The sequence below is a fragment of the Thermococcus sp. M36 genome, assembly GCF_012027355.1.
Taxonomy (GTDB): Archaea; Methanobacteriota_B; Thermococci; order Thermococcales; family Thermococcaceae; genus Thermococcus.
Genome location: NZ_SNUH01000001.1, coordinates 390,242 through 410,540 on the forward strand (window position 1 = coordinate 390,242; position 20,299 = coordinate 410,540).

General features: G+C 55.1%; 25 protein-coding genes. 7 read left to right on the forward strand and 18 right to left on the reverse strand.

Annotated elements, in window-relative coordinates; all coding sequences use genetic code 11:
- The first annotated feature begins 137 nt into the window (after positions 1-137).
- Positions 138-1,403, forward strand: coding sequence for an adenosylhomocysteinase (locus E3E36_RS02225; protein WP_167894711.1), 1,266 nt, complete (start codon positions 138-140; stop codon positions 1,401-1,403).
- Here the strand turns inward: E3E36_RS02225 and E3E36_RS02230 are convergent.
- From E3E36_RS02230 to E3E36_RS02250, 5 genes are read right to left on the reverse strand one after another with little or no spacing between them, the layout of a single operon-like run.
- Positions 1,318-2,253, reverse strand: coding sequence for a hypothetical protein (locus E3E36_RS02230; RefSeq protein ID WP_167893776.1), 936 nt, complete (start codon positions 2,251-2,253; stop codon positions 1,318-1,320). The genes E3E36_RS02225 and E3E36_RS02230 overlap by 86 nt on opposite strands.
- Entirely contained in the window at positions 2,240-3,499 is a 1,260-nt protein-coding gene (locus E3E36_RS02235) for a DUF58 domain-containing protein (protein WP_342764368.1), read from the reverse strand. The genes E3E36_RS02230 and E3E36_RS02235 overlap by 14 nt, the downstream gene beginning before the upstream one ends.
- A complete protein-coding gene (locus E3E36_RS02240) occupies positions 3,496-4,311 on the reverse strand; it encodes a hypothetical protein (protein ID WP_167893777.1) in 816 nt (271 codons plus the stop codon). Before E3E36_RS02240 ends, E3E36_RS02235 begins: the two co-directional genes overlap by 4 nt.
- Positions 4,308-6,224 (reverse strand): DUF4129 domain-containing protein, encoded by a 1,917-nt coding sequence (locus E3E36_RS02245; protein ID WP_167893778.1) that lies wholly within the window; start codon positions 6,222-6,224, stop codon positions 4,308-4,310. Before E3E36_RS02245 ends, E3E36_RS02240 begins: the two co-directional genes overlap by 4 nt.
- Positions 6,221-7,192, reverse strand: a complete 972-nt coding sequence (locus E3E36_RS02250; RefSeq protein ID WP_394353049.1) for an AAA family ATPase — start codon at positions 7,190-7,192, stop codon at positions 6,221-6,223. The genes E3E36_RS02245 and E3E36_RS02250 overlap by 4 nt, the downstream gene beginning before the upstream one ends.
- Positions 7,193-7,313: 121 nt before the next feature.
- On the opposite strand from E3E36_RS02250, the gene tsaA reads away from it, so the two are divergent.
- The gene (tsaA, locus tag E3E36_RS02255) at positions 7,314-7,970 is read left to right on the forward strand and encodes a tRNA (N6-threonylcarbamoyladenosine(37)-N6)-methyltransferase TrmO (RefSeq protein WP_167894713.1); all 657 of its coding nucleotides are present in this window, start codon (positions 7,314-7,316) and stop codon (positions 7,968-7,970) included.
- Here tsaA and E3E36_RS02260 read toward each other — a convergent pair.
- Positions 7,963-8,517, reverse strand: coding sequence for an HD family hydrolase (locus tag E3E36_RS02260; protein ID WP_167893780.1), 555 nt, complete (start codon positions 8,515-8,517; stop codon positions 7,963-7,965). The genes tsaA and E3E36_RS02260 overlap by 8 nt on opposite strands.
- Before the next feature lie 2 nt (positions 8,518-8,519).
- Positions 8,520-8,834 carry a GTP-binding protein gene (locus E3E36_RS02265; protein ID WP_167893781.1) on the reverse strand — a complete coding sequence of 105 codons (315 nt, stop codon included), beginning with the start codon at positions 8,832-8,834 and terminating at the stop codon, positions 8,520-8,522.
- A gap of 48 nt (positions 8,835-8,882) precedes the next feature.
- Between E3E36_RS02265 and E3E36_RS02270 the strand changes: the two genes are divergently transcribed.
- Positions 8,883-9,443, forward strand: a complete 561-nt coding sequence (locus E3E36_RS02270; RefSeq protein WP_167893782.1) for an Era-like GTP-binding protein — start codon at positions 8,883-8,885, stop codon at positions 9,441-9,443.
- A gap of 4 nt (positions 9,444-9,447) precedes the next feature.
- On the opposite strand, the gene E3E36_RS02275 is transcribed toward E3E36_RS02270, so the two are convergent.
- From E3E36_RS02275 to E3E36_RS02285, 3 genes are read right to left on the reverse strand one after another with little or no spacing between them, the layout of a single operon-like run.
- Positions 9,448-9,852, reverse strand: coding sequence for a secondary thiamine-phosphate synthase enzyme YjbQ (locus E3E36_RS02275; protein WP_167893783.1), 405 nt, complete (start codon positions 9,850-9,852; stop codon positions 9,448-9,450).
- Positions 9,842-10,141, reverse strand: coding sequence for a hypothetical protein (locus E3E36_RS02280; protein ID WP_167893784.1), 300 nt, complete (start codon positions 10,139-10,141; stop codon positions 9,842-9,844). Before E3E36_RS02280 ends, E3E36_RS02275 begins: the two co-directional genes overlap by 11 nt.
- Complete coding sequence (locus tag E3E36_RS02285) at positions 10,120-11,403, reverse strand: prenyltransferase (RefSeq protein ID WP_167893785.1); 1,284 nt, start codon at positions 11,401-11,403, stop codon at positions 10,120-10,122. Before E3E36_RS02285 ends, E3E36_RS02280 begins: the two co-directional genes overlap by 22 nt.
- 101 nt (positions 11,404-11,504) lie before the next feature.
- Between E3E36_RS02285 and E3E36_RS02290 the strand changes: the two genes are divergently transcribed.
- A complete protein-coding gene (locus E3E36_RS02290; protein WP_167893786.1) occupies positions 11,505-12,605 on the forward strand; it encodes a TRM11 family methyltransferase in 1,101 nt (366 codons plus the stop codon).
- Here E3E36_RS02290 and E3E36_RS02295 read toward each other — a convergent pair.
- On the reverse strand, positions 12,602-13,030 hold the full coding sequence (locus tag E3E36_RS02295) for a CoA-binding protein (RefSeq protein ID WP_167893787.1): 429 nt from the start codon (positions 13,028-13,030) through the stop codon (positions 12,602-12,604). The genes E3E36_RS02290 and E3E36_RS02295 overlap by 4 nt on opposite strands.
- 67 nt (positions 13,031-13,097) lie before the next feature.
- Between E3E36_RS02295 and E3E36_RS02300 the strand changes: the two genes are divergently transcribed.
- Entirely contained in the window at positions 13,098-13,535 is a 438-nt protein-coding gene (locus E3E36_RS02300) for a hypothetical protein (RefSeq protein WP_167893788.1), read from the forward strand.
- Here the strand turns inward: E3E36_RS02300 and E3E36_RS02305 are convergent.
- On the reverse strand, positions 13,468-13,899 hold the full coding sequence (locus E3E36_RS02305) for an NfeD family protein (protein ID WP_206203459.1): 432 nt from the start codon (positions 13,897-13,899) through the stop codon (positions 13,468-13,470). The two genes, E3E36_RS02300 and E3E36_RS02305, sit on opposite strands and share 68 nt — an antisense overlap.
- Positions 13,900-13,921: 22 nt before the next feature.
- Positions 13,922-14,569, reverse strand: coding sequence for a M48 family metallopeptidase (locus E3E36_RS02310; RefSeq protein WP_167893789.1), 648 nt, complete (start codon positions 14,567-14,569; stop codon positions 13,922-13,924).
- A 38-nt stretch (positions 14,570-14,607) separates the two neighbouring features.
- Here E3E36_RS02310 and E3E36_RS02315 point away from each other — a divergent pair, with 38 nt between their 5' ends.
- Positions 14,608-15,408 carry a radical SAM protein gene (locus E3E36_RS02315; protein ID WP_167893790.1) on the forward strand — a complete coding sequence of 267 codons (801 nt, stop codon included), beginning with the start codon at positions 14,608-14,610 and terminating at the stop codon, positions 15,406-15,408.
- A 1-nt stretch (position 15,409) separates the two neighbouring features.
- On the opposite strand, the gene E3E36_RS13145 is transcribed toward E3E36_RS02315, so the two are convergent.
- Together E3E36_RS13145 and E3E36_RS13150 are read right to left on the reverse strand one after the other, a co-directional pair.
- Positions 15,410-15,622, reverse strand: a complete 213-nt coding sequence (locus E3E36_RS13145; protein WP_240911752.1) for a hypothetical protein — start codon at positions 15,620-15,622, stop codon at positions 15,410-15,412.
- Entirely contained in the window at positions 15,622-15,963 is a 342-nt protein-coding gene (locus E3E36_RS13150) for a hypothetical protein (protein ID WP_240911753.1), read from the reverse strand. The genes E3E36_RS13145 and E3E36_RS13150 overlap by 1 nt, the downstream gene beginning before the upstream one ends.
- Positions 15,964-16,125: 162 nt before the next feature.
- Here E3E36_RS13150 and E3E36_RS02325 point away from each other — a divergent pair, with 162 nt between their 5' ends.
- Entirely contained in the window at positions 16,126-16,833 is a 708-nt protein-coding gene (locus tag E3E36_RS02325) for a hypothetical protein (protein ID WP_167893791.1), read from the forward strand.
- Here the strand turns inward: E3E36_RS02325 and E3E36_RS02330 are convergent.
- From E3E36_RS02330 to E3E36_RS02340, 3 genes are read right to left on the reverse strand one after another with little or no spacing between them, the layout of a single operon-like run.
- Positions 16,790-18,133: a glycerate kinase gene (locus E3E36_RS02330; RefSeq protein WP_167894715.1), complete on the reverse strand. Its 1,344-nt coding sequence runs from the start codon at positions 18,131-18,133 to the stop codon at positions 16,790-16,792. The two genes, E3E36_RS02325 and E3E36_RS02330, sit on opposite strands and share 44 nt — an antisense overlap.
- 24 nt (positions 18,134-18,157) lie before the next feature.
- Complete coding sequence (locus tag E3E36_RS02335; RefSeq protein ID WP_167893792.1) at positions 18,158-19,174, reverse strand: TrmB family transcriptional regulator; 1,017 nt, start codon at positions 19,172-19,174, stop codon at positions 18,158-18,160.
- Between the two features lie 10 nt (positions 19,175-19,184).
- The gene (locus tag E3E36_RS02340; protein WP_167893793.1) at positions 19,185-20,291 is read right to left on the reverse strand and encodes an ABC transporter ATP-binding protein; all 1,107 of its coding nucleotides are present in this window, start codon (positions 20,289-20,291) and stop codon (positions 19,185-19,187) included.
- Positions 20,292-20,299 lie beyond the last annotated feature (8 nt).

Consider the following 20,299-nt stretch of genomic DNA (forward strand, 5'->3'; position numbering starts at 1 on the left):
ACACCAACGGTTGTAGCCACATTAGCCTAAAAACCTTTCCGGAATTGGATGAACCGCTTTAAATATGAAATCGAATACACAAAAATGGTAGCTCAAGTGTTTTAAGGGGTGCCCCGAAGGTTTCACCGGTGATGAATATGGACTGCACGAAGGATTACTGCGTTAGGGACATATCGCTCGCCCCAAGCGGGAAGAAGAAGATAGACTGGGTCTCCAGGTTCATGCCGGTTCTTCAGCACATAAGGGCTGACTTCGAGAAGAGAAAGCCCTTCAAAGGAGTCAGGATAGCCACAACGCTCCACCTTGAGATGAAGACGGCCTTCCTTCTCCTGACGCTCAAAGCTGCAGGTGCCGAAGTCTCAGCGGCTGCGAGCAACCCACTTTCGACCCAGGACGACGTCGTCGCAGCACTGGCCAAGGCAGGTGTCAAGGTTTACGCCATTAGGGGCGAGGATAGGGAGGAATACTACGAGTTCATGCACAAGGCGCTCGACATAAGGCCCAACATCATCATAGACGATGGTGCAGACATGATAAGCACCCTGATGAGGGAGAGGCAGGAGCTCGTCGATGGGGTCTGGGGCGCGAGTGAGGAAACCACCACAGGCGTGATAAGGCTCCGCGCGATGGAGAAGGATGGGGTTCTGAAGTTCCCCATCATAGCGGTCAACGATTCCTACACCAAGTACCTCTTTGACAACCGCTATGGAACCGGCCAGTCAACGTGGGACGGAATACTGAGGACGACGAACCTCCTTATAGCGGGCAAGAACGTCGTCGTTGTCGGCTACGGCTGGTGCGGAAGGGGCATAGCCATGCGCGCGAAGGGGCTCGGCGCTACCGTCATAGTCGTCGAGGTTGACCCGATAAGGGCTCTGGAAGCGAGGATGGACGGCTTCCTCGTCATGGACATGAAGGAAGCCGCTAAGGTTGGAGACATCTTCGTCACCTCGACGGGCGACATCAACTGCATAAGGAAGGAGCACTTCGAGGTCATGAAGGACGGTGTAATCCTCGCCAACGCTGGGCACTTCGACGTCGAGATAAGCAAGCCAGATCTTGAGGCTCTGGCCGTCGAAATAAGCGAGCCGAGGCCCAACATCACGGAGTACAAACTGAAGGACGGTAGAAGGCTCTACCTGCTCGCGGAGGGCAGGCTGGTCAATCTGGCAGCGGCGGACGGCCACCCGGCGGAGATAATGGACATGAGCTTCTCACTACAGGCGAAGGCCGCCGAATACATACTGAACAACCACGAAAAACTTGAGCCAAAGGTCTACGTCCTTCCAAGGGAGATAGATGAGATGGTGGCAAGGATCAAGCTATCTTCGATGGGAATAAGGATTGAGGAGCTGACCGAGGAGCAGAGGCGTTATCTGGAGAGCTGGGAGCACGGAACCTAGAGTCCGAATAGACCAGGTATCTAGTTCTTCCCTCCATCCACTCATATTTTTTGAAGAGCATTTTGGATTCCCACGGCGAACGAAGGATTATCACCCTTGGAGGTTCTCCGTTCTGTTTGAGGGTCATTAGGATAGGCCTCTTAGATGGACTGCCCCCCGTAAGGGCCAGGGTTACTAAACCCTCCTCGGATTTCATATCCTTGATTTCGAAGGAATCGCCGGCCGTCATGAACGTCCTGAGGACTATTACTGTTGATGCAACGTTACCTTCCGTTCCGCTGGAATGGCTTGAATAGCCGGCCGCTATCGCAAAGGCTCCGATGAAGGCAAGGGGCAGGAGAAGGGAGAACGGGATGGCGTTTGAGGGGGACTCTCCGAGTCCGCTCCAGTATAGTGGGAGTACCGTAAAGAGCAGGCCCACCAGAACGGGTACTTTAAGCTCGTCGAGAGTCGCCAAGATGATAGATGGGGGAATTCTGACGGTCTCGCCCCCCAGTGCGAGCCACTCGATGTAGTACATGGCGAGGAGCAGGAGCGAGAACACTATCCCTCCCAGGGTGTACCCTTTCAGCGCCGAGAGCCTGACGCCCCAGAGCGTTGGCAGGAGGAAGAGGGCAAACTGGAAAGCGGCGAGAGTAAAACCGTTCTCCAATACCAGAGAGGCCACCATTGATATGGGGAGTATGATGATTAACAGGGATACCAACGGGAAGTAGCTATCGAACACGCGGAGGGAAACCTCTCCCGCCAGTCCTCCCACCCACGTGTGAGAAAGCGACCAGGCCAGGGGAATGGAGCCCGAAACAGGGAGGATTACCCGCAGGAGACGAACGGCATCAGCCGGCCTCACGGAGCATCACCCACAGCACCTTTTTTGTGCCCCTGGACAGCCCCTCCCGAAGGGGGTTCCAGTGAACCACACTGACCCCTAGCTCGTCACCAAGACTCCTCTTGTGAAGCCCCGCTAAATCACCCAGTGTCCCGTCTATCTGGGGGTATGGGTTGATGTCCACAACCACTACCCTGCTCCTGGCGAATCTCATGACCTCCCTGACGGCATTGGAGACTTCATCGATGTTGTACGGCGTGATGTTGGTTATGAAAAGGGTGAGTGCGGTAGTGCCTTTCAGAACCGCCCGTGAGCGCTCAACAGCCAGTTCCAGGGACTCATAGTTCAGAGAGGGGCCCGCATGGAGCAGAAGTTTTGAGAACGTTGAGAGGGCCTGAACACCAGTCCTGGGAGTTACGAGCTTTCTAGATCCTACGAGATAGAGGCCAACCTTAAAATCGTTCCTGAGCAGAAAGGACAGTAGGGACAGCGTTAGACTCACGGCCGCTTCAAGCGCACCGCTGACGACGGTTCCAACGCCCATGGTCTCTGTGGTGTCGAGGTATATCATGACCTTGGCCCTTCCCTCTGGCTCATATTCATTGACGAGCGGCTCGTTCAGCCTGGCAGTGGCCTTCCAGTTGATGAACTTTATCGGGTCCCCGGAGCGGTATTCCCTGATCTCCCTGAAGTCGTTAGATATCGGACCCATTTTAGACCTGTGGGAAGATGGCCTGTTCTCCCGAACCCTGAGTTTTCTTGAGACGAATCGCCTTGTGGGCACGAAGTCTGGTGACACTTCGATGGTTACCTCGTCTCCGAAAACCGCGTACGAGGTTCTCCCCATCTGCAGCAGATCCATCCCAACAACCTCAACTGGGGAAATGACGTGCCTGCCCCTTTTCAGAGCCTTCAGTGTGTACTCATACTCCACCTCAAGGGGCTTTCCAACGTGCTTGAAGAACACCTGTCTGTTGCTTCCCTTAACGAGCGCAAAGCCCGGGGGAAGAGCGTCCCCAACGAAAACCGTTCCTGCCCCCTTTTCAACACGGAGACGAACCTTTACAGCCACAGTTTCGCCCGTGCGGAGGTTTCGCGCCTTAACGGATCTCTCAAAGGATATCCCAGAGGGTGGATCAACGAGGAGCCCGTAGGCCAGAACCGCCGCAGGGACAAGGCTCATATACGCGAATCCGAGTATGCCAGTTAGAACGGCAAGAGCAAAGGGGAGGAACGTGAGGGAAACCAGGAACGTCAGGGGCCTCACTCAAATCCCCCCATGCTCTCGATGGTCTTTATCAGCTTCTCCACGAGCTTCTTGCGCCTGAATTTCTCCTCGTTCCTCATCTTCTCAACGACCCACGGGGGAGCAAAGGGAGAGGAGGGGGATTCACTGTACTCGACAAGGGGCTTAACCGCGCGCTCTAGGTGGATGTCGAGGACCCCCCTTGGAGAATGTCTGAGGACGAACACGAGCAGGGGGCCCTTGTCGCCCCTTTCAACGAAGGCCCTCACAACGCGGGACAGCTCACGGGAATAAGCATCACCCTTGGGCTGGGACTCCGGGGGCGGCAGTAGATCCTGAACCGCGTTTACGTTGAGTCTCACGGAGACGTAGGTGGAAACGAGGTAAACCAGGTAAACTATGGCCGCTGCGACGAGTATATAGAAAAGCGCCAGGAAACCCCTCGCCGGATCCGGATACGACCCCAGTAAAGCCGCCATCACGATCATGCCTGAGAACACGAGAAAGTTCCTCTCGACGAAGTCGCTGCCGGTGAATTTTATCGCCGCATAGGCGAGGACGTAGCCAAACCCTATCCCCGCGAGCGATAAAAACAGGAAATCCTTCATCCAGCCCCCATCAGTCAGAAGGATGGATAGGGCCATTACGAAAAAACCGCCACCCCTAACGAGGAGGTCGGTGTAGCGCTCGGCGGAACTCGCCGCACCAAGGAGAAGGCCACCTGCACCGAAGATGATGGCCACCAAGGCGTTGTCCGAGAATATGAACGCTATCATTGTCCATGTGAAGAACGTGCTCACGATGGATTTGAGCCTTTTAACCGGCTCTTTCATCCCAGCACCCCCAGTTCTTCCATCGTCCTCAGGAGCAGCTGGAAGTCCCCTTCATCTACGGGCAGCCCGGAGTACTTGGCCCGTACAAAAACCCGCGCGATGGTTGAAAGGGCCTTTTGATCGAGCCCTCTGGCAGAGAGACTCCGGAGAATCTCGTATGGGGTCAATGGCCCATCAAAAACTCCATGTGAACGGACAAGCGGGAGGAAGTGCAGCTCGTACAGGGCCAGTATGGCCTCCCTCGGGGGAAGAACGTGGATCTCGATCTCGTCCCCAGTGGAGGAGAGGACATGATGTCCCGGGGCAGGAGCTATCTCAAAGACCCTGCCCTCACCAAGAAGTTCCCCGTCTATAAGAAGGGGTGCCTCCCCGGACAGGACAACCTTTATCTTCTCCCCTGGAAGGAACACACGCCTGAGGGGCTCGACGAACTTGACCTTTCTCCCGTGAGCATCGTTCTGAACCACCTGCGGCAGTTTGATCTTGGACCTTTTCAGGTTGCGGCCGAGTGTGATTGCAGCCGAGGAGACAGCCAGCAACAGGATCGGTAGGCGGAGATAACTCAGGTAATCTAAGAATTTATTGGGAACAGAACGCTTATCACCATCCCCTTCCCGATTCATGCTTTCAAGCGAAAGAGTTCTGTTGAGGGGGAGGTACCTGTCGTCCCCAGGATAAAAAACCCTGACCTTATTCAGACCGCTGAGGTTCAAGGGAATGTAGGCACGGCCACTCTCATCCGTCCGAACCGTTAGCGTCTCGCCTCCAGCCTCCACCCAGAGCTGCCTATTTGCCAGGGGGGTTCCCTGCCAGTGGAGCCTGATGATGAGAGTGTCGTTCCGCACCTCCACGCCAACCAGCGGCTCCCTGCGGATTGACACTATAGGATCGCTGTCGGAGGGTGCCGCCATGTACCCCCTGTAATAGGCTATGAGATGGTAGTTCCCAGGTGGAATCGACTCGTCAACTATGGCATGCACCGTGAAGGTACCGTTCTCAACCGCCCCTGTGCCGATTCGGAATCCCTGCATGCCCTTGCTCTGATTGAGGGTTATCCAGATCCTGCCCCCGGGGACAGGGGTTCCATCCGGGAAATAAACCCTTCCTGAGATGTCTACGGAGCGGGGACCGTTCCCAAAAAGTTCCGAGGGGTAATCGGTTATCTCCACAACCGGCCTCCTCAGGATCGCGACCCAGCTGAGCATCGCATAGGTTTTGTTTTTGTATCTGCCCGTCACAAAGAATGGATAGTACCCGGTCGGACGGTTCTCCGGAAGAAGGGCGCGGTATTCAAGGATGGTGGTATTCCCGTCCCTCTCAAGTACGGACAGATGCCCCGAGAACGCAAAATGGACGGAGAGGTCTTCAACGCTGCCGAAAGCCCTGATCCTCATTGTAAGGTTCTCTCCGGGGGACGCGAAAACCAGAGGAGGATCCATGTTTATAGGTGCCTCTATGTGAACCCCCCTAAGAACGGTGACGTCACGGTCGAGCGTAACCTTTGGGAGATAGTAGATTCCAGAGTACCATACAATCATGTCCCAGTCGGAGTAAGTCCTATCTGGTAGCAGAGGCAGGGAAACCGCGGGAGAATCGATACATACCAGTTCAGGGTCATCCGGGAGCACGGCAACGGGACAGTCAACGTGGATGTCCGTGGGCTTGAATTGAAAATCTGAATCCGGAGGAACGTGTGAATCAGAGGATCCAGAACTTCCGAGATCTCCTAAGTTAACAGAAGCCCCAAAACTCCCTCCAGGACCCCCCGAATCGCCAGCAGAGCCACTGGAAGTCAAATAGCTCAACGGGCTCTTAACGGTCTCGCTGGTGCAAGAGACGAAACCGTAGCCCAGTGTCAAAGTGGACAGAAAGACCACAAAGAGAAGCAGAACCGTCAGATGCTCCCGTCTCATTCTTCTTCAGCCCCTTTTGGGACTGGTGTTTTCTCCAAAGCTTCCCTCACGACCTCCTCACCAGTGACGCCCTCGAACGAGTACTCCGCCTTCACCACAATCCTGTGAGCCAGAGCATCAACCGCATAAGCTTTAACATCATCAGGGAGGACAAAATCCCTCCCATCAAGCAGAGCATTCGCCTTCGCCACCTTCATGAGGGAAATCCCACCCCTCGGGCTTGGTCCAGCCTCAACACGCTCATCCGCGCGAGCATTCCGCACCAGGTTTACAATGTACCTGACAACATCCCTGCCGATGAAGATCCCCTCCTCCACCAAATCCTGCATCCTAACAAAGGTTTCCCTGTCAATAACCGGCCTCAAGTCAACAGTTGGATCATCCTTCCGCCAGCTCAAGCGCGCCTCTAGAATCGCCAACTCATCCTCCTCACTCCTCGGGTAACCCACTCTAAGCCTTAGGAGGAACCTGTCTAATTGCGCCTCTGGGAGCGGGTAAGTCCCCTCGAACTCAATCGGGTTTTGAGTTGCAATCACGAAGAAGGGGCGTTCGAGAGGGAAGGTTTCCCCTTCGATGGTGACCTGCCGCTCCTCCATAGCCTCGAGGAGTGCACTCTGGGTTTTCGGCGGAGCGCGGTTGATTTCATCTGCCAAAAGCACATGTGTGAAGATTGGGCCCTTGATGAGTTCGAAGGTTCCAAGGTTCTGCCGCCAGACTTTTGTCCCCAGAATGTCCGCTGGTAGTAAGTCTGGAGTGAATTGGACTCGCGTGTACTTTAAGCCAAGAACCCTTCCAAAGGCTTTGGCTAAGAGCGTCTTGCCCAAGCCCGGGTAGTCTTCAAACAGCACGTTCCCGTTAACAAGGGCTGCCGCAAGAGTCTTCCTCACAACAGCCTCATTCCCGATATAAACCGACGAAATAGAATCGATTATTTCATCAGCGAGCTGCTTAAACTCGGCCACATCCATCATGATACATCTCCCCAACAGATGTTTGTTACTATTGATGATAAAAAGACATATCACGCTTTAAAAGTTTTGTGGACATCAGGTATTTAATGAGATTCACGAAAAGAAAACGGTGGTGCCCATGACCTTCGAACCCTTCAAGATCGCTCCGGTCGGCTATGTGCGGAAGGACGGTGAAACGTTCCTGGAAATCCTCCCTGAGTTCAGAGAAGCCCTCGATGGCCTCCACGAGGGCGACTGGATAAAGCTAATCCTTTGGTTCCACGCCAGCGACACCCCCGAGAGGAGGAGCGTTCTCAAGGTTCATCCATACAACAACCCGGAGAACCCGCTCAGGGGAGTTTTCGCCACGCGCTCACCCGTCAGGCCGAACCCCCTAGCGATTTACGCCGTGAGAATAAACCGCATCGAGGGGGGAAGGCTCTACATAGACTGGATAGACGCTCACGACGGAACCCCCGTGGCCGACATCAAGATACTCGTGGAGAGGTTTGACTGCCCGAAAGAAACGCCAATAGAAGAGCAGGAGCTGGAGATAGGGGAATCGCGGCAGGTAGGCGAGGTAAACCTCATTCCGAGGAGGGGTGAACATCTCGACGAGCTTGAGGAAGTTCAGCCGGAAGAGTATGAGGCCCTAGTGGTTGAAATCGGGCCGAAGACCACAGTGCTAACGGCAAAGGAGCTCGCCGAGCTGATCGAAGCCCTGGAGAAGATCTACGAAAACCTGCCAGTAGAGATAAAGGACAAGCTTGAGGGGAATAGCCGCAGGTTCACCTGAGGTCTTTCCTCAACGCCACTAGCCTCTCCACGAGTTCGCCAAAATAGGCATAGAACTCGCTCTCTCTTAGTTTTTCAACCGTCCCCCAGAACTCACCGAGGTCTCTGAAGCCGGCCTTCTCGTACTCGTAGGCCTGGATGAGCATCTCCAGCCTGTCGGCGAACTTGACGAGCCTGCCCTCCAGGCTCAGCCCCTCCTCGTACTCACGCCAGAGCCGGAAGTACTCCTTTGGGTCGGGGGTTTTCAGGAAGGTCTCCATAGCGGCACGCTTCTCGGCCTTTCCCTTGTCGAGGTAGCGCTGGGCAGTCAGGGGGACGTCGGTTATCCTCGCCTCCGCCAGGTCGTGGATGAGGGCTATCTTAACGGCCCTCTCGACGCTGATATCAACCCCCCTTGTCCTGAGCTCATCGGCCAGAAAGAGGGTTATCAGCGCCGTTCGAAAGCTGTGGTCGGCTATGCTCTCAGGATTAGAAACTCCCCGGAGGAGCCATCCCGTCCTCGGGAGCCTTTTCAGGTTCCCTACCTCGATGAGAAGGTCGAGCAGCATGGTCACTCCTCCGTCGTGTAGAGAGCCCTCTCCGTCTCGATAGCGCTCGCCATTATGCAGTCCCCCAAGAACCTGCCGTAGACCCTGACCCTGTCCCCCTTCCCAATACATGGGCTCCCGGAGAATTCTATTCTGAGCCCGGAAACTTTAAAGGTGGTTCTGTACCCAGGTAACTCCATGGGGAGGAACTCTATGAGTGGTTTGTCCTCTATTTCCCCCTCTATAACAACGTTCTTACCCCTGAAACCGCCGGAATTGAGCTCATCAACCGTAACGATGTAATAGTAATGATGACCGAGTTTGACCCGCTTGGGCATGCTCACCACCTTTATAGCAGGGTACCGTAACTATCTGGGGGTGAGGGTATGATAAAGGTTGCGATTATAGGTGCAGAGAACGTCGGCAAGTCAACGCTCATGAACGCGCTCATCGGGGGCAGGATAAGTGAGGTCGAGAACCTGCCCGGAACGACAAAGGGGGTAATAAGACGCCGCTTCGGCAAGCTCAAGATACCCAAGAGCATGAAGAACCCCCTCGGAGGGGCTGACGAGTTCGTGCTCATCGACACAGCCGGCCTCTTTGACCCCAAAAGGGAGTTCAGGGGCAAGGTGCTCAGTGAGGAAAAGTTCAGGGAAGTAATCAACGAGATAGTCTCGTCTGACATAATCATCCACATGGTCGACGCCACCGTAGGCCTGCACCGGGGGATGGAGAAGCTCCACCACCTGCTCAAATTCCGCTATGAGAAGCCGATAATAGTCGTCATCAACAAAGTGGACCTGGTTCCACGGGAGAGGGTGGAGGAACTGCGCGAAATCATAAAGAAGCGGCTGGAGCAGGAGGCCATTCCGCTATCACTGGTCACCTACGAAGGTTTCAACGACCTCTTGAAGGCCATAGCGTACTATGCCCAGTACATCTGGTGACCAGCTAGCAACGGCATATTTTGACCAAGACCTTCCGGTGCCTGGGCCCATCGAGCTCCACAAAGAGCACCCTCTGCCAAGTCCCGAGGAGCAGCTCCCCGTCCTCTATCGGGACGACGACCTCTGGGTTCAGAAAGAGGGTCGCCCTTAGGTGTGAGTGGGCATTGCTGTCTATGCGGTCGTGAGCATAGCCCGCCCCTCTGGGAACCAGCTCCTTCATCTTTGCCCTGATGTCCTCCAGCAGGCCACTCTCATTCTCGTTTATTAAAAGGCCCGTCGTAGTGTGGGTGGTGAAGATAACGGCTATACCAGATGTCACGTCGCTCTTCCACACGAGGTGCTGTATCCGCTCGGTTATATCAACGACCTGAAACCTCTCTTCTGTGGACACCTCTATCTCAAAGAGCACTGCCCACCCCCCCAAGGCTTCTCTTTATGCTCCTGAGGAGCTGTTCGGGGGCCGTAATATCTCCACGAACCGAAGCGCGAAGGACAACAGCGGCCTCATAGGCAGCGATAAGTTCCTTTCTGCCGTTTTTCAGCACTTCCTCCCTGAGTATCCGATAGACCTCCTCAACAACATCCCTAAAAAGGGCCTCGTCCGAGTACAGCTCCTCGGTCAGAAGGAGTGTTATGAGGTCAGACACAAAGTCCACCCTATTCTCCCTCCGCCCGATCAGCGCCTTGAGCCGTTCCACTGCTTGACCCTCCCGGACAGTTCTCTGTCAAGGGCGCCTACGAGTATCTCGGATATGAGAATGGACGAGTACTTCGGCTCCCTGACCTCAAGGGCCGCGTCCACGGCCTCACCGACTCTCCCCTTTCTGAGGAGGCTGTGGGCAACGTCCGCCATGACAACGGAACGGAGCTTCGGGTTCTGTATTCTCAAACCTATCTCCTTGGCCAGATCCAGCCTGTCCGTCAGGACGTAGTATCTTGCCGCCTTAACCCACACCTCCTCGCTCCGGGTGTTCTTAACCACCGCCTCAACGAGGCCGGCTAGTGATGGGGACGGATTATCAAGGATCCTGTTGAGAAGGGCCTTGCCGACCAGCGTGGTCTCGTCATCATCCAGCGCGTCTATAAAAGCAGGGAGTACATAGGGATCCCTGTCAAACAGCTCGACCGCAAGCCGTACCAGGATCTCCCCCGGATCCTCAAGCTCGCGTACAAGCTCCACAGCAGAGAAGCCTTCCCCGGTAAGAGCAAACGCCAAGGCCAGCTCCCATTTGAAGCTCTCCCCGAACCTCTCCGCCAGTCCACGTGCAGTCTCAACGAGAACGTCTATGTAGTGGCCCAGAACGCCACGTTCCTTGAGGTAAAAAACAACCTCTTTAAACGCTTGCCTTGCCCATTCACGCCGTCCAATCTGTCCGAGAAGCGAGATGGATTTCTCATAGTTGCCCACGGCAAGGTGGGATTTAATGAACTCGAACAGCGCCTTTGAACGCTGCGGTTCGTTGCGGATGTATTCAAGAGCAAGCTGACTCCTCCTTAGACGGTAGGTCACCTTAAGGCGCTCTCTGCTGATCGTCTTGGAGTTCACACGTATGATCTCCAGAAGCAGGTCGTCCCTGAGCCGTCCGTCGGTAATTTCAAGCGCATAGACGACGGCATCCCCAAAGTCCCCCAGCGAGATAAGGTAGGAAACGGCGCTTGCCATGACGGCGTCCCTGTGCTGCCGTGGCAACACTTTAGAGTCCTCCAGGACACCCCGGAATATCCTTTTAGCGGACTTAATCCCCGCTTTCCTCATGGAATATGCGGTGGAGAGCAGCGCCCTGAACATCCTCACGGGATCGTCTATCTCCCTGGCGGTCTCAATGGACTTAAGAAACGCGGCCCTGTAGCCGTTGTGCTTTGCCCTGGCCAGCCTCTCGCCGATTTTAGCGTACGTTGTTGATTTTATGTACGGGTCTTGGATAACATCAACAGAGGAAAGTATCTCTTCCACCAGCATGCCGTGCCCCCTCACGGGATCGCTACAGGGAAAGATGAATGACGAATCTTATTAACCTAACCCTCGGAACGTTTTTAAGAGGCTCCGTTCAGTATCTGAACATGTACGCGGTCATATTTGGCAAGAATCCGGCGCTCAGCGAGGCGGAATTTTACTCATTCAGCAGGAGATTCGGCCTAAAGGTTAGCCCAATTGAGTCAAGCCGTTACTGGTTGTTATTCGATTCATCGCCCCAAGTTGAAAGATATTTCCACTGGCTCGGCGGTGCCCTGAAGCTCGTTAGGATAGCCGGCGAAGGTGAGGAAGCCATAAAAGACCTGGAATACGCGAAGCTCTTCACCGTGAGCCTCTACGGCAGGAGCGACTGGAAGCTCTGGAGGAAGCTCGGGAGCGGGATAAAAAGGGAGTTCAAAGCTGAAGGCCCGGCGAAGTTCTTCAAGCCGGCGAAGACCTACGCGATGCCAGCAGAGCTAATCCTGAAAGGCTTCCCCGAAGTTAAGGACTTCGTATTCCTCTTTAGGGAAGACGGAAGCTTTCTCGTAGGCGAGACCGTGAAAGTCACAGACCCCTTCGAGCTGAAGAAGCTCGATGTCGAGAGACCAGTTCAAAAGCCGATACTATCCATCCCCCCGAGGCTGGCAAGGATAATGGTGAACCTTACTGAGGTGAGGAGGGGCTCCTTCCTCGACCCCTTCTGCGGAATAGGCACGATAGTCCAAGAGTTCGTTCTCCAGGGGCTTACCGCCTTCGGGAGCGACAGGGACGAGGGGCAGGTAAAGGCAGCGAAGAAAAACCTCACCTGGCTGAGGAATGAGTTCAGGGTCAAGACCTCAGCCCATCTGGAGGTCTGTGACGCAAGGAAGCTGAAGCGCTGTTTTAGACAGCGGTTTGATGCCATAGTCACGGAGCCGTACCTTGGAAATCCTCTAAAAAGAAACCCGAGCAGGGGAGAGGCGATAAAGCTCGCCAACGAGCTGGACAGGTTCTATTATTCCGTCTTCGAGAGCTTCGGAGATGTTCTCAAGAGGAACGGGAGGGTCGTCTTCGTCTTCCCGGCATACAGACTCAGTAACGGCAGGATTTACAGAAAAGAAAGGAAGTGGCTGGAAAAGCTCGGCTTCGAAGTCCTCGGAAAATACACCGACTACGAAGAGAGGCACAGGCTTGTGAGGGACATCCACGTGCTGAGATATCGGGGTTAACCAATTAACCTCGCGTGCTCCTGCTTTATGCACCTGTGGGCAACGGCCGTTAAACCGGCCTCCTTCGCCTTTTTGAACGCCTCCCTGCTGTATGTGTTGAACTGGAACCAGACCACCTTCGCCCCCTTCTCTATCGCCTGCTCGACATAGTCCATGGTGAACTCAGGCCTTACGAAGAGGTCGACTATCTCGACTTCCTCGGGTATGTCCAGAACGCTCGGATAGCACTTTCTTCCAAGGATTTCATCGTAGCGGGGGTTCACGGGATAGACTTCATAGCCGTGTTCAAGGAGGTAGCGCATCACATCGTTGGAATCCCTCTCCGGCTTCGGTGAAGCACCCACGAGAGCGATCTTTCTGTACTTCGTCAGGATTCCTGTAATCTCCTCGTCACTCAACTTGTCAACGGGCATTATCCGGACCATGTTATCACCGGAGAAGTTTGTGAGCCAAACTTTAAAGGGATAGCGGAGAAGTTCCTTCGGTGAGAGTATGGCGCTGTACGAGGAGACCCTGACGAACAGGATTTTGCAGATCGTTCTGTTGATTCCCATCGTGAGCATGCTGATCGGGCTCTACTCGACTTATTCCGCTGGAGAGGGCTTTGAGATAATGCTCGCGGCTACGATAGGGGTTACCGTCCTACTCCTCGATATTATGGCGATTAGAATCGAGATAGACGAGCGTGAGCTAAGAATCAGAGGCGTTCTTGGACTCATAGTGAGGAAGACGGTTCCCATCGAGAACATGGCGAGCTTCCGGGTCGGCGAGGGCTGGACCTCCTGCTACGGGACGATACACTTCAACCTCCCCGCGAAGGGGTGCATAATGCTGAGGCAGAAAAAGGGATGGAGCGTTTCCTTCACGACGAACTATCCCGAGGAGGTCGCGAGGGTTCTGGCGATGCTGGGAGTTCCACGAGAACCTTAGCCCCCCTTACCCCAACGACCCTGACACTCTCGCCCTTCTTTGCAGTACCGTTGATGCACTCTGCGGTCCACAGCTCCCCAGCGAGTTTTACCAGGCCTTCAGGTGCTAGGTCTTCTACAACCGTTGCGGCTCTTCCTATGAGGCTTTCAGGCCCGGCCTCAGGCCTCTTCTCGGCACCGCCTCCCAGAACAAAGGGAGCAACCAGCAGGTCCTTCAGTATAAGAGCCACGAGAATAACGGCGGAGACCGCCAGAGGGATGTTTATCCCCATCTCGGGGAGCACCAGCAGGAGAAACACAGCCGCGATTAGTTCGTCCGCGCTGATTGCAAGGAACTTGAGCACGCGTGATATTTTCACAGACATCGCTAAAAATGCCCCTTGGAGTTTATATGCTTTCGCTCAGCCACCGCCAGTGGGGGTTGAGCTCTATGATGCTCCACCACCTCTTGAGCTCCTTCCTCGCGGTTTTGTAGTCGGGGTAGAACCTTTCGACGAGCTCCCAGAACGCCTTCGAGTGGTTCATGTGTTTGAGATGCGCCAGCTCATGAATCACGACGTAGTTTCTCAGCTCAGGAGGGATCGCCACGAGCCTCACGTTAAAGTTCAGGTTTCCCCTGGGAGAGCAGCTCCCCCAGCGGCTTTTCTGGTGGCGGATGTAGACTTTCCCAGGGTTGACTCCCATCTCCGGGGCGTACTTCTCCACGAGGGGGAGGAGCTCCTTCCTGAGAAACTTTTTGAGGCATAAGAGGACTTCATCCCTGCTCGGGGAGAGAACCACCGTCTTGAACCTCGTGTGAACCTTGGCCTTCCTGCCCTGGATCACCTGGTAGAACTCGCCGTTAATGGGGAAGCCGGATTCAGCTATCTCGCGCAGGCCATCTATTTCCACCAGCTTGGCCTCAAGCCAGCCTCGGTGCCTCTTAATCAGGTTATCAACGTCGAAGCCATCTGGAGCAGTAACCACAACCGTTCCGTCCGGCCTTACCTCAAGCCTTGCATACTTAACCGGCCGACGGCGAACCCTCAACCTCATGCCGCTCACCTTTTAAGGAGAATGGATAAAAAGTCCTTATGAAGGTTCGGGTTATAGAGAGGCGCGCCAAGAGCATCTATACAAAATCGAAGATTCCGGGCGTGGAGTGGGCTGTCAACCAGTACGTCGGCTGTGCCTTCGCATGCGAATACTGCTACGCCAAGTTTCTAACGAGGTGGAAGGACTACGGGAGATGGGGAAGCTGGATCGAGGTTAAGACCAACGCGCCCGACTTGGCGAGAAAGCACGTTTCTGGGAGTGTCGTCATGTCAACGGTGAGCGACCCCTATCAACCGATAGAGGCTGAGTTAAAGCTTACTAGGAAAGTTTTGAGATACATGGACAAGAGGAACAAACTTTCGGTGCTTACCAAATCGCCGCTGGTAACCCGCAACATCGACCTTTTCAAGGAGTTCCGGACGATAGAGGTTGGCCTCACGATAAACGGCTTCACCGGAAGGGAGAAGAGGCTTTTTGAACCGCTGACGCCGGTTCACGAGGCGAGGGTTAACGCCCTCAAAGAGCTTCACGAAGCGGGTCTAAAGACGTACGTCTTCGTCAGCCCCATAATTCCAGAGATAACGGATGTCTCTGCCATAGTTGAGGACACAAGAGGCTTTGCTGACTACTACTTCTTTGAAGTGCTGAACCTCCGTGCATCGGGGAGAGAATTTCAGGAACTCCTCCGCGATGAGTATCCGGAAAGCTACGAGGTTCTGACCGACGATGAGGCCTTTGAAGAGTTTCTATGGGGGCTGAAGAAGGAGATAAGGGCCCTACGCGTTAAGGCGGAGGGAATAGAGACCCACCGCGAGGGCTGGGAGTTCGTGGAGCTGTGATTCACCACGTCGGAGAGAGCAGGGCCCCTCCGTAGGCCAGCCAGAGCAGGAGCGCCGTTGAGAAGGGGACGGTGAACTCATCGTAGGCCGAGGGCAGGGGGAGGCTTTCGAAGAAGGTAGCGACCAGCCCGATTCCCACCAGGAGGGCCGGAGGGGCGTCGAGATTAAGGATCCAGTGACTTGCCCAGAGCGCAATCAATGAGACCATGAGCATTACGGTGCTCCCGACGAGGGTTTTCTCCGGTTCCACGGGATTCTTGGCCCGCCGAGGAGCTGGCCGGCTATGGCGTTGCAGCAGTCGCCGAAGGTCGAAACCCACAGCGCCGAGAGGACCGCTATTTTTGGAAAGACCGTGCAGATTATTCCTGCGGTGACCCAAAAGAGAAAGCTGCCGAGGTAGTTGTCCGCCTCGTCATCCCTCGCCATCGTCCTGTAGCTCAGGTCGGCTATGGGCACGGTAAGCTTCCAGCCGCGGAGGAGCTTGAGGTGCTGGAGCGTGTAGAGAGAGGCAAAGAACCAGACGACGGCGAGCGTAACCCACTTCGGGGTGAACACTATTATTGGGGCCTCGAGAATCCCGGGAGGACGTGCCAGCCCTTTCTCACAAGCTCCCTTCGTGGAACGCGGTTCATGATTTCACCCCCACTGATTCCACACGCCCGTATTTATCGCTTTTTCCCGCGATAACTATAAAAAGGCATAATCATAAGGACACCTATGCAAGTAAGGTTTGAGAGGATCATTCCCCTCGACGATGACGACGCCCAGAGAGTGAAGGAAACCTTACTCAGGCTGAGATTTGTACACTACATTCAAGGCGCGAATGGGGAAATCTGGGGCTACGCGCCGAGATATATCAAAGAACGCTACGAAACCCACTTTTATCTGATCGACTTTTCAGAGAAGAGCTTTCTAATAGCTTCAACGGTTCCCCTGAAGATCCCAATCCCAGGCAGAGGAGTTCTATCGCTGGAGGGAAGCAGGAAATCCGTCGCCAGAAGGATAAGACTGCACCTCATGGATCCACTGAACAGGAATGTCAAACTCCAGAGAACCATCGGCCTGAACATCACATCGCTCCTGGGCCTTGCCCTCCTCGGCGGAGTTCTCCTGTGGTTAAACCCATACATCTTCGCACTAACGCTCTTGATATTAATCCTTGGATTAATGCCCGGGAACTCCAAAGTCGCCATCAGACACGGAGAGAAAATCATGATTTTTAAGAGAAACAAGAGGGCCTATAGAACAGCCTCCCTGCTCGCTGGAATGATCTATCTTATACCCCTCATAAAGACCTTCCAAGAGATACACAGAGACATCGGGGACATCAGGGTTTTCGCGGCATTCCTCCTGGTGAGCAGTCCAATAATAATCCTCGCCCTCATGATTTTGTGTTTTCAGAGGGAGTGGCAGGACCTTGTATGACCGCTATCACCAGCGAGTTCACGTTGGTTCCAGTTGGCCCGGTCTTGAGGAGCGCGCCCACCCTTTCCAGCGCACCGTAGGCGTTGTGCTTCCTGAGGACTTCCTCGACGTCCACTCCAGCTTCCCCGAGAAGTCCAAGCGTTTTCCCGTCCACTATCCCGCCGGCCGCATCCGTCGGCCCGTCCGTTCCATCGGTATCGACCGCTAAGACGACGGCGTTTAGACCAGCTATCTTTCTGGCCACACTTAGCGCGAACTCCTGATTCGGCCCGCCGAGGCCGGCTTTTCCCTCAATAGTCACCGTCCACTCGCCGCCGGCTATTAGAACCGCTGGCTTTGGAACCGGGCGGTCGTATTTGGCGATCTCCTGGACTACCGAGCCTATTGCCAGGGCTATCTCCCTTGCCTCACCTTCGAGGGTCGTGGTGAGCAACAGGGCATTGTAGCCGAGTTCCTCCGCCTTCGCCAGGGCAGATTCACAGGCGAGGGTGTTGCTTCCGACTATGAAGTTGTGGACATTTGGGAGGTCTTCCTTAAGGGTTTCCTCCGCCTTCCCCTCAAGTCCCAGCTCGATGTGCCTCTTAACGCTCTCGGGCAGCTTCTCCCAGACGCCGTAGAGCTTCAAGATTCTGAAGGCATCTTCGAAGGTGGTGGGGTCCTTCACCGTTGGACCGGAGGCAATAGCCTCAAGGGGGTCGCCGACGACGTCCGAGAGGATGAGACTTATCACCGTTCCCCTTACGCGCTTCGCCAGCTTGCCACCCTTGACGGCCGAGATGTGCTTCCTCACGGTGTTTATCTCGTATATCTTGGCCCCGCTCCTGAGCAAAAGCTCGTTGGTCTTTATCTTGTCCTCGAGGCTTATCCCCTCCTCGGGGAGGAGGAAGAGCGCCGAACCGCCCCCGGAGATGAGAACTATGAGGATGTCGTCATTTCCGACTTTTTTGGCAAGTTCAACGCCGAGCTTTCCGCTGAGGAGGGAGTTCTTGTCAGGAACGGGGTGGCCCGCTTCGAGAACCATGATGTTTGACCACTTCGGACAGTCCTCAGCGTAGCCGTACTTGGTGACGATTATCCCCTCTCCAATTCTCTCTCCGAGGACATCAATGACCGCCCTGCTCATCGCACAGGCAGCCTTGCCGAAGGCCAGGAGATAGACCTTTCCCCGTACTGGGAATTCCTTTCCGGAAACCACCAGACGGTTTCCCTCGACCTTAAGGCTTCTCCTCACTGCCCAATAGGGGTCGGCGCTCCCGATGGCGGCTCTCATGATCTCAAGCGCGGCAGTTTTGGCGTTCATCTCCACCATCTCCGGTAAAAAAGTTCACTCAAAGAGGACAATCCGCTCGGCCTCTATGTCCTCAAGGGAAGCGTTCCAGCCGCCGACGACGTAGCGCTCTCCCGTTTCAGTCTCGACCGTTATATTGGAGACGACCTTGTTCTCATCCTCAAAGAGGTTCACTATTCTGCCCGTGATGTGAACCGGCTCCCCCGAGCGGACGAATCTTCCCAGCACCTCCACCCTTGCCCCGATCAGGCCGAACGTCCTGATATCCTCAACGAGCTCCCTTATGTGGATGTACTCCCTCGGAAGCCGCAGTTTCCGCTCCTCCCGGTGGACCTGCCTCCCCGTGGGCCACAGGGCGTGGTAAAAGTAGCGGTCGAGCATAAAGAGGAGGTTGTTGTCCCTGATTATGAGACCATAGCCGTGGAGCGAGCTGCCGGAGGTCAGGGCCTCGTAGGGAAGGTAGATGCCCATCTCTCTGTCCTGGATGATGATTATCGGATCGGGCACTTCCCTCATCCTAATCTCGTTGGCAATAGGCGGGATTTCTCCTGTGCCATATACAAAGAGGTTCACATGGACGCCCGTGGATTTTTTCTCTCCAAGGGCTCCCTCCAGCTTCCTGAGGAAATTCACCGGAACGGCCACGCTGAGGTGGAAGCGGGCGTTGGCTACCGCGCGCCTCATATACTCCTCAAGTGTGATGCGGCTCTTCACGACGGTAACGCTGCCTATTTCGCTGTGGGGAGTGTAGAGCTCTTCCAGGGCCGTCTTCAGCGCCTCTATCTTTTCATCGTACCTCCTCCTGATGGCGTCCATCACGCTCTCCGGGTTGAGGGGTATGACCTGCTTCGGCCGTCCCTGGCTCGTCGTCACGAAGCCCTTCGCCATAAGGGTTCTGATTACGTCGTATATCCTCGGCTGGGGCACCTTTGAGAGTGTGGCCAGCTCTCCGGCAGTCAGAGGGCCTTTTTTTATGAGGGTAAGGTATGCCCTGACCTCGTATTCGTTCAGACCCAGTTCCCTCAGGAGAGCTTTTACATCCTTCTCCTCCATATGCAGGACCTCAGACTATCGCTTTTTTGGTGTCCCTGTCAAACATATGGATATTGTCAAGGTCTATCTCGATTTTAATGTTTTCGCCTATCGGAAGGGGTATGTGGCCGGGAAGCTTTATCTTGATTATCGAGCCCCCAATCTTAGCATGGATTATCGTGTCTGTACCGAGGGCCTCGATGAAGTCAACTACCCCATCCATCTCCGCAGTCCTGGTAACGTGCTCGAGCGTTGAAACCCCCTTGACCGTCATGTGCTCGGGCCTTATGCCAAGGAGGACGTCCTTTCCAGTGTACTCACCGAGGAGCTCCCCGAAATCGTCCGGGAGGGAAAGTGTGAATCCGTCCCCTTCAAGGGCTATTCCGCCGTCCTTCTCGACCACGCTGACATCGACGACGTTCATCTCGGGCGCACCAATGAAGGTCGCGACGAAGAGCGACCTGGGCTTGAGGTAGACCTCCGTGGGCGGGCCGACCTGGAGGAGCCTCCCCGCGTTCATCACGGCTATCCTGTCGCCCATGGTCATTGCCTCGACCTGGTCGTGGGTGACGTAGATGGTGGTAACGTCGAGCTTCGCCTGGAGCTTCTTTATCTCAGCGCGCATCGCGACCCTGAGCTTTGCGTCGAGGTTGCTGAGCGGCTCGTCCATGAGCAGAACATCGGGCTCGACCACTATCGCCCTCGCGACTGCGACGCGCTGCCTCTGGCCACCGGAGAGCTGTCCAGGATAGCGGTCGAGGAGCTCCTCTATCTGGAGCAGTTCCGCCACCCACTTGACACGCTTCCGTATCTCGTCCTCGGAGTACTTCTTCACCTTGAGAGGGAAGGCTATGTTGTCGAAAACCTTCATGTGAGGCCACACGGCGTAGCTCTGGAAGACCATGGATATGTTCCTGTCCTTTGGCGGGAGGTAGGTAACGTCCCTGTCTCCGAAGTATATCCTCCCCTCCGTCGGGGTGTCGAGGCCGGATATCATCCTCAGCGTCGTGGTTTTGCCGCAACCGCTCGGCCCGAGGAGGACGAGGAATTCGCCGTCCTTTATCGTCAGGCTCAGATCTTTAACTGCCTCGAAGTTCCCAAATCTCTTGGTGATTTTCTCAAGTTTGACTTCAACCATACCAACAC

Excerpts from the sequence above, each read along its gene's own strand:
- E3E36_RS02340 (WP_167893793.1), bottom strand. The coding sequence starts at position 20,291 with ATGGTTGAAGTCAAACTTGAGAAAATCACCAAGAGATTTGGGAACTTC.
- E3E36_RS02330 (WP_167894715.1), bottom strand. The coding sequence starts at position 18,133 with ATGAACGCCAAAACTGCCGCGCTTGAGATCATGAGAGCCGCCATCGGG.
- E3E36_RS02315 (WP_167893790.1), top strand. The coding sequence starts at position 14,608 with ATGAAGGTTCGGGTTATAGAGAGGCGCGCCAAGAGCATCTATACAAAA.
- E3E36_RS02260 (WP_167893780.1), bottom strand. The coding sequence starts at position 8,517 with ATGCTGCTCGACCTTCTCATCGAGGTAGGGAACCTGAAAAGGCTCCCG.
- E3E36_RS02265 (WP_167893781.1), bottom strand. The coding sequence starts at position 8,834 with ATGCCCAAGCGGGTCAAACTCGGTCATCATTACTATTACATCGTTACG.
- E3E36_RS02305 (WP_206203459.1), bottom strand. The coding sequence starts at position 13,899 with ATGTCTGTGAAAATATCACGCGTGCTCAAGTTCCTTGCAATCAGCGCG.
- E3E36_RS02270 (WP_167893782.1), top strand. The coding sequence starts at position 8,883 with ATGATAAAGGTTGCGATTATAGGTGCAGAGAACGTCGGCAAGTCAACG.
- E3E36_RS02250 (WP_394353049.1), bottom strand. The coding sequence starts at position 7,192 with ATGGATGTGGCCGAGTTTAAGCAGCTCGCTGATGAAATAATCGATTCT.
- E3E36_RS02325 (WP_167893791.1), top strand. The coding sequence starts at position 16,126 with ATGCAAGTAAGGTTTGAGAGGATCATTCCCCTCGACGATGACGACGCC.
- E3E36_RS02290 (WP_167893786.1), top strand. The coding sequence starts at position 11,505 with ATGTACGCGGTCATATTTGGCAAGAATCCGGCGCTCAGCGAGGCGGAA.
- E3E36_RS02335 (WP_167893792.1), bottom strand. The coding sequence starts at position 19,174 with ATGGAGGAGAAGGATGTAAAAGCTCTCCTGAGGGAACTGGGTCTGAAC.
- E3E36_RS02240 (WP_167893777.1), bottom strand. The coding sequence starts at position 4,311 with ATGAAAGAGCCGGTTAAAAGGCTCAAATCCATCGTGAGCACGTTCTTC.
- E3E36_RS02245 (WP_167893778.1), bottom strand. The coding sequence starts at position 6,224 with ATGAGACGGGAGCATCTGACGGTTCTGCTTCTCTTTGTGGTCTTTCTG.
- E3E36_RS02285 (WP_167893785.1), bottom strand. The coding sequence starts at position 11,403 with ATGCTGGTGGAAGAGATACTTTCCTCTGTTGATGTTATCCAAGACCCG.
- tsaA (WP_167894713.1), top strand. The coding sequence starts at position 7,314 with ATGACCTTCGAACCCTTCAAGATCGCTCCGGTCGGCTATGTGCGGAAG.
- E3E36_RS02310 (WP_167893789.1), bottom strand. The coding sequence starts at position 14,569 with ATGAGGTTGAGGGTTCGCCGTCGGCCGGTTAAGTATGCAAGGCTTGAG.
- E3E36_RS02300 (WP_167893788.1), top strand. The coding sequence starts at position 13,098 with ATGGCGCTGTACGAGGAGACCCTGACGAACAGGATTTTGCAGATCGTT.
- E3E36_RS02225 (WP_167894711.1), top strand. The coding sequence starts at position 138 with ATGGACTGCACGAAGGATTACTGCGTTAGGGACATATCGCTCGCCCCA.
- E3E36_RS13145 (WP_240911752.1), bottom strand. The coding sequence starts at position 15,622 with ATGCTCATGGTCTCATTGATTGCGCTCTGGGCAAGTCACTGGATCCTT.
- E3E36_RS02295 (WP_167893787.1), bottom strand. The coding sequence starts at position 13,030 with ATGGTCCGGATAATGCCCGTTGACAAGTTGAGTGACGAGGAGATTACA.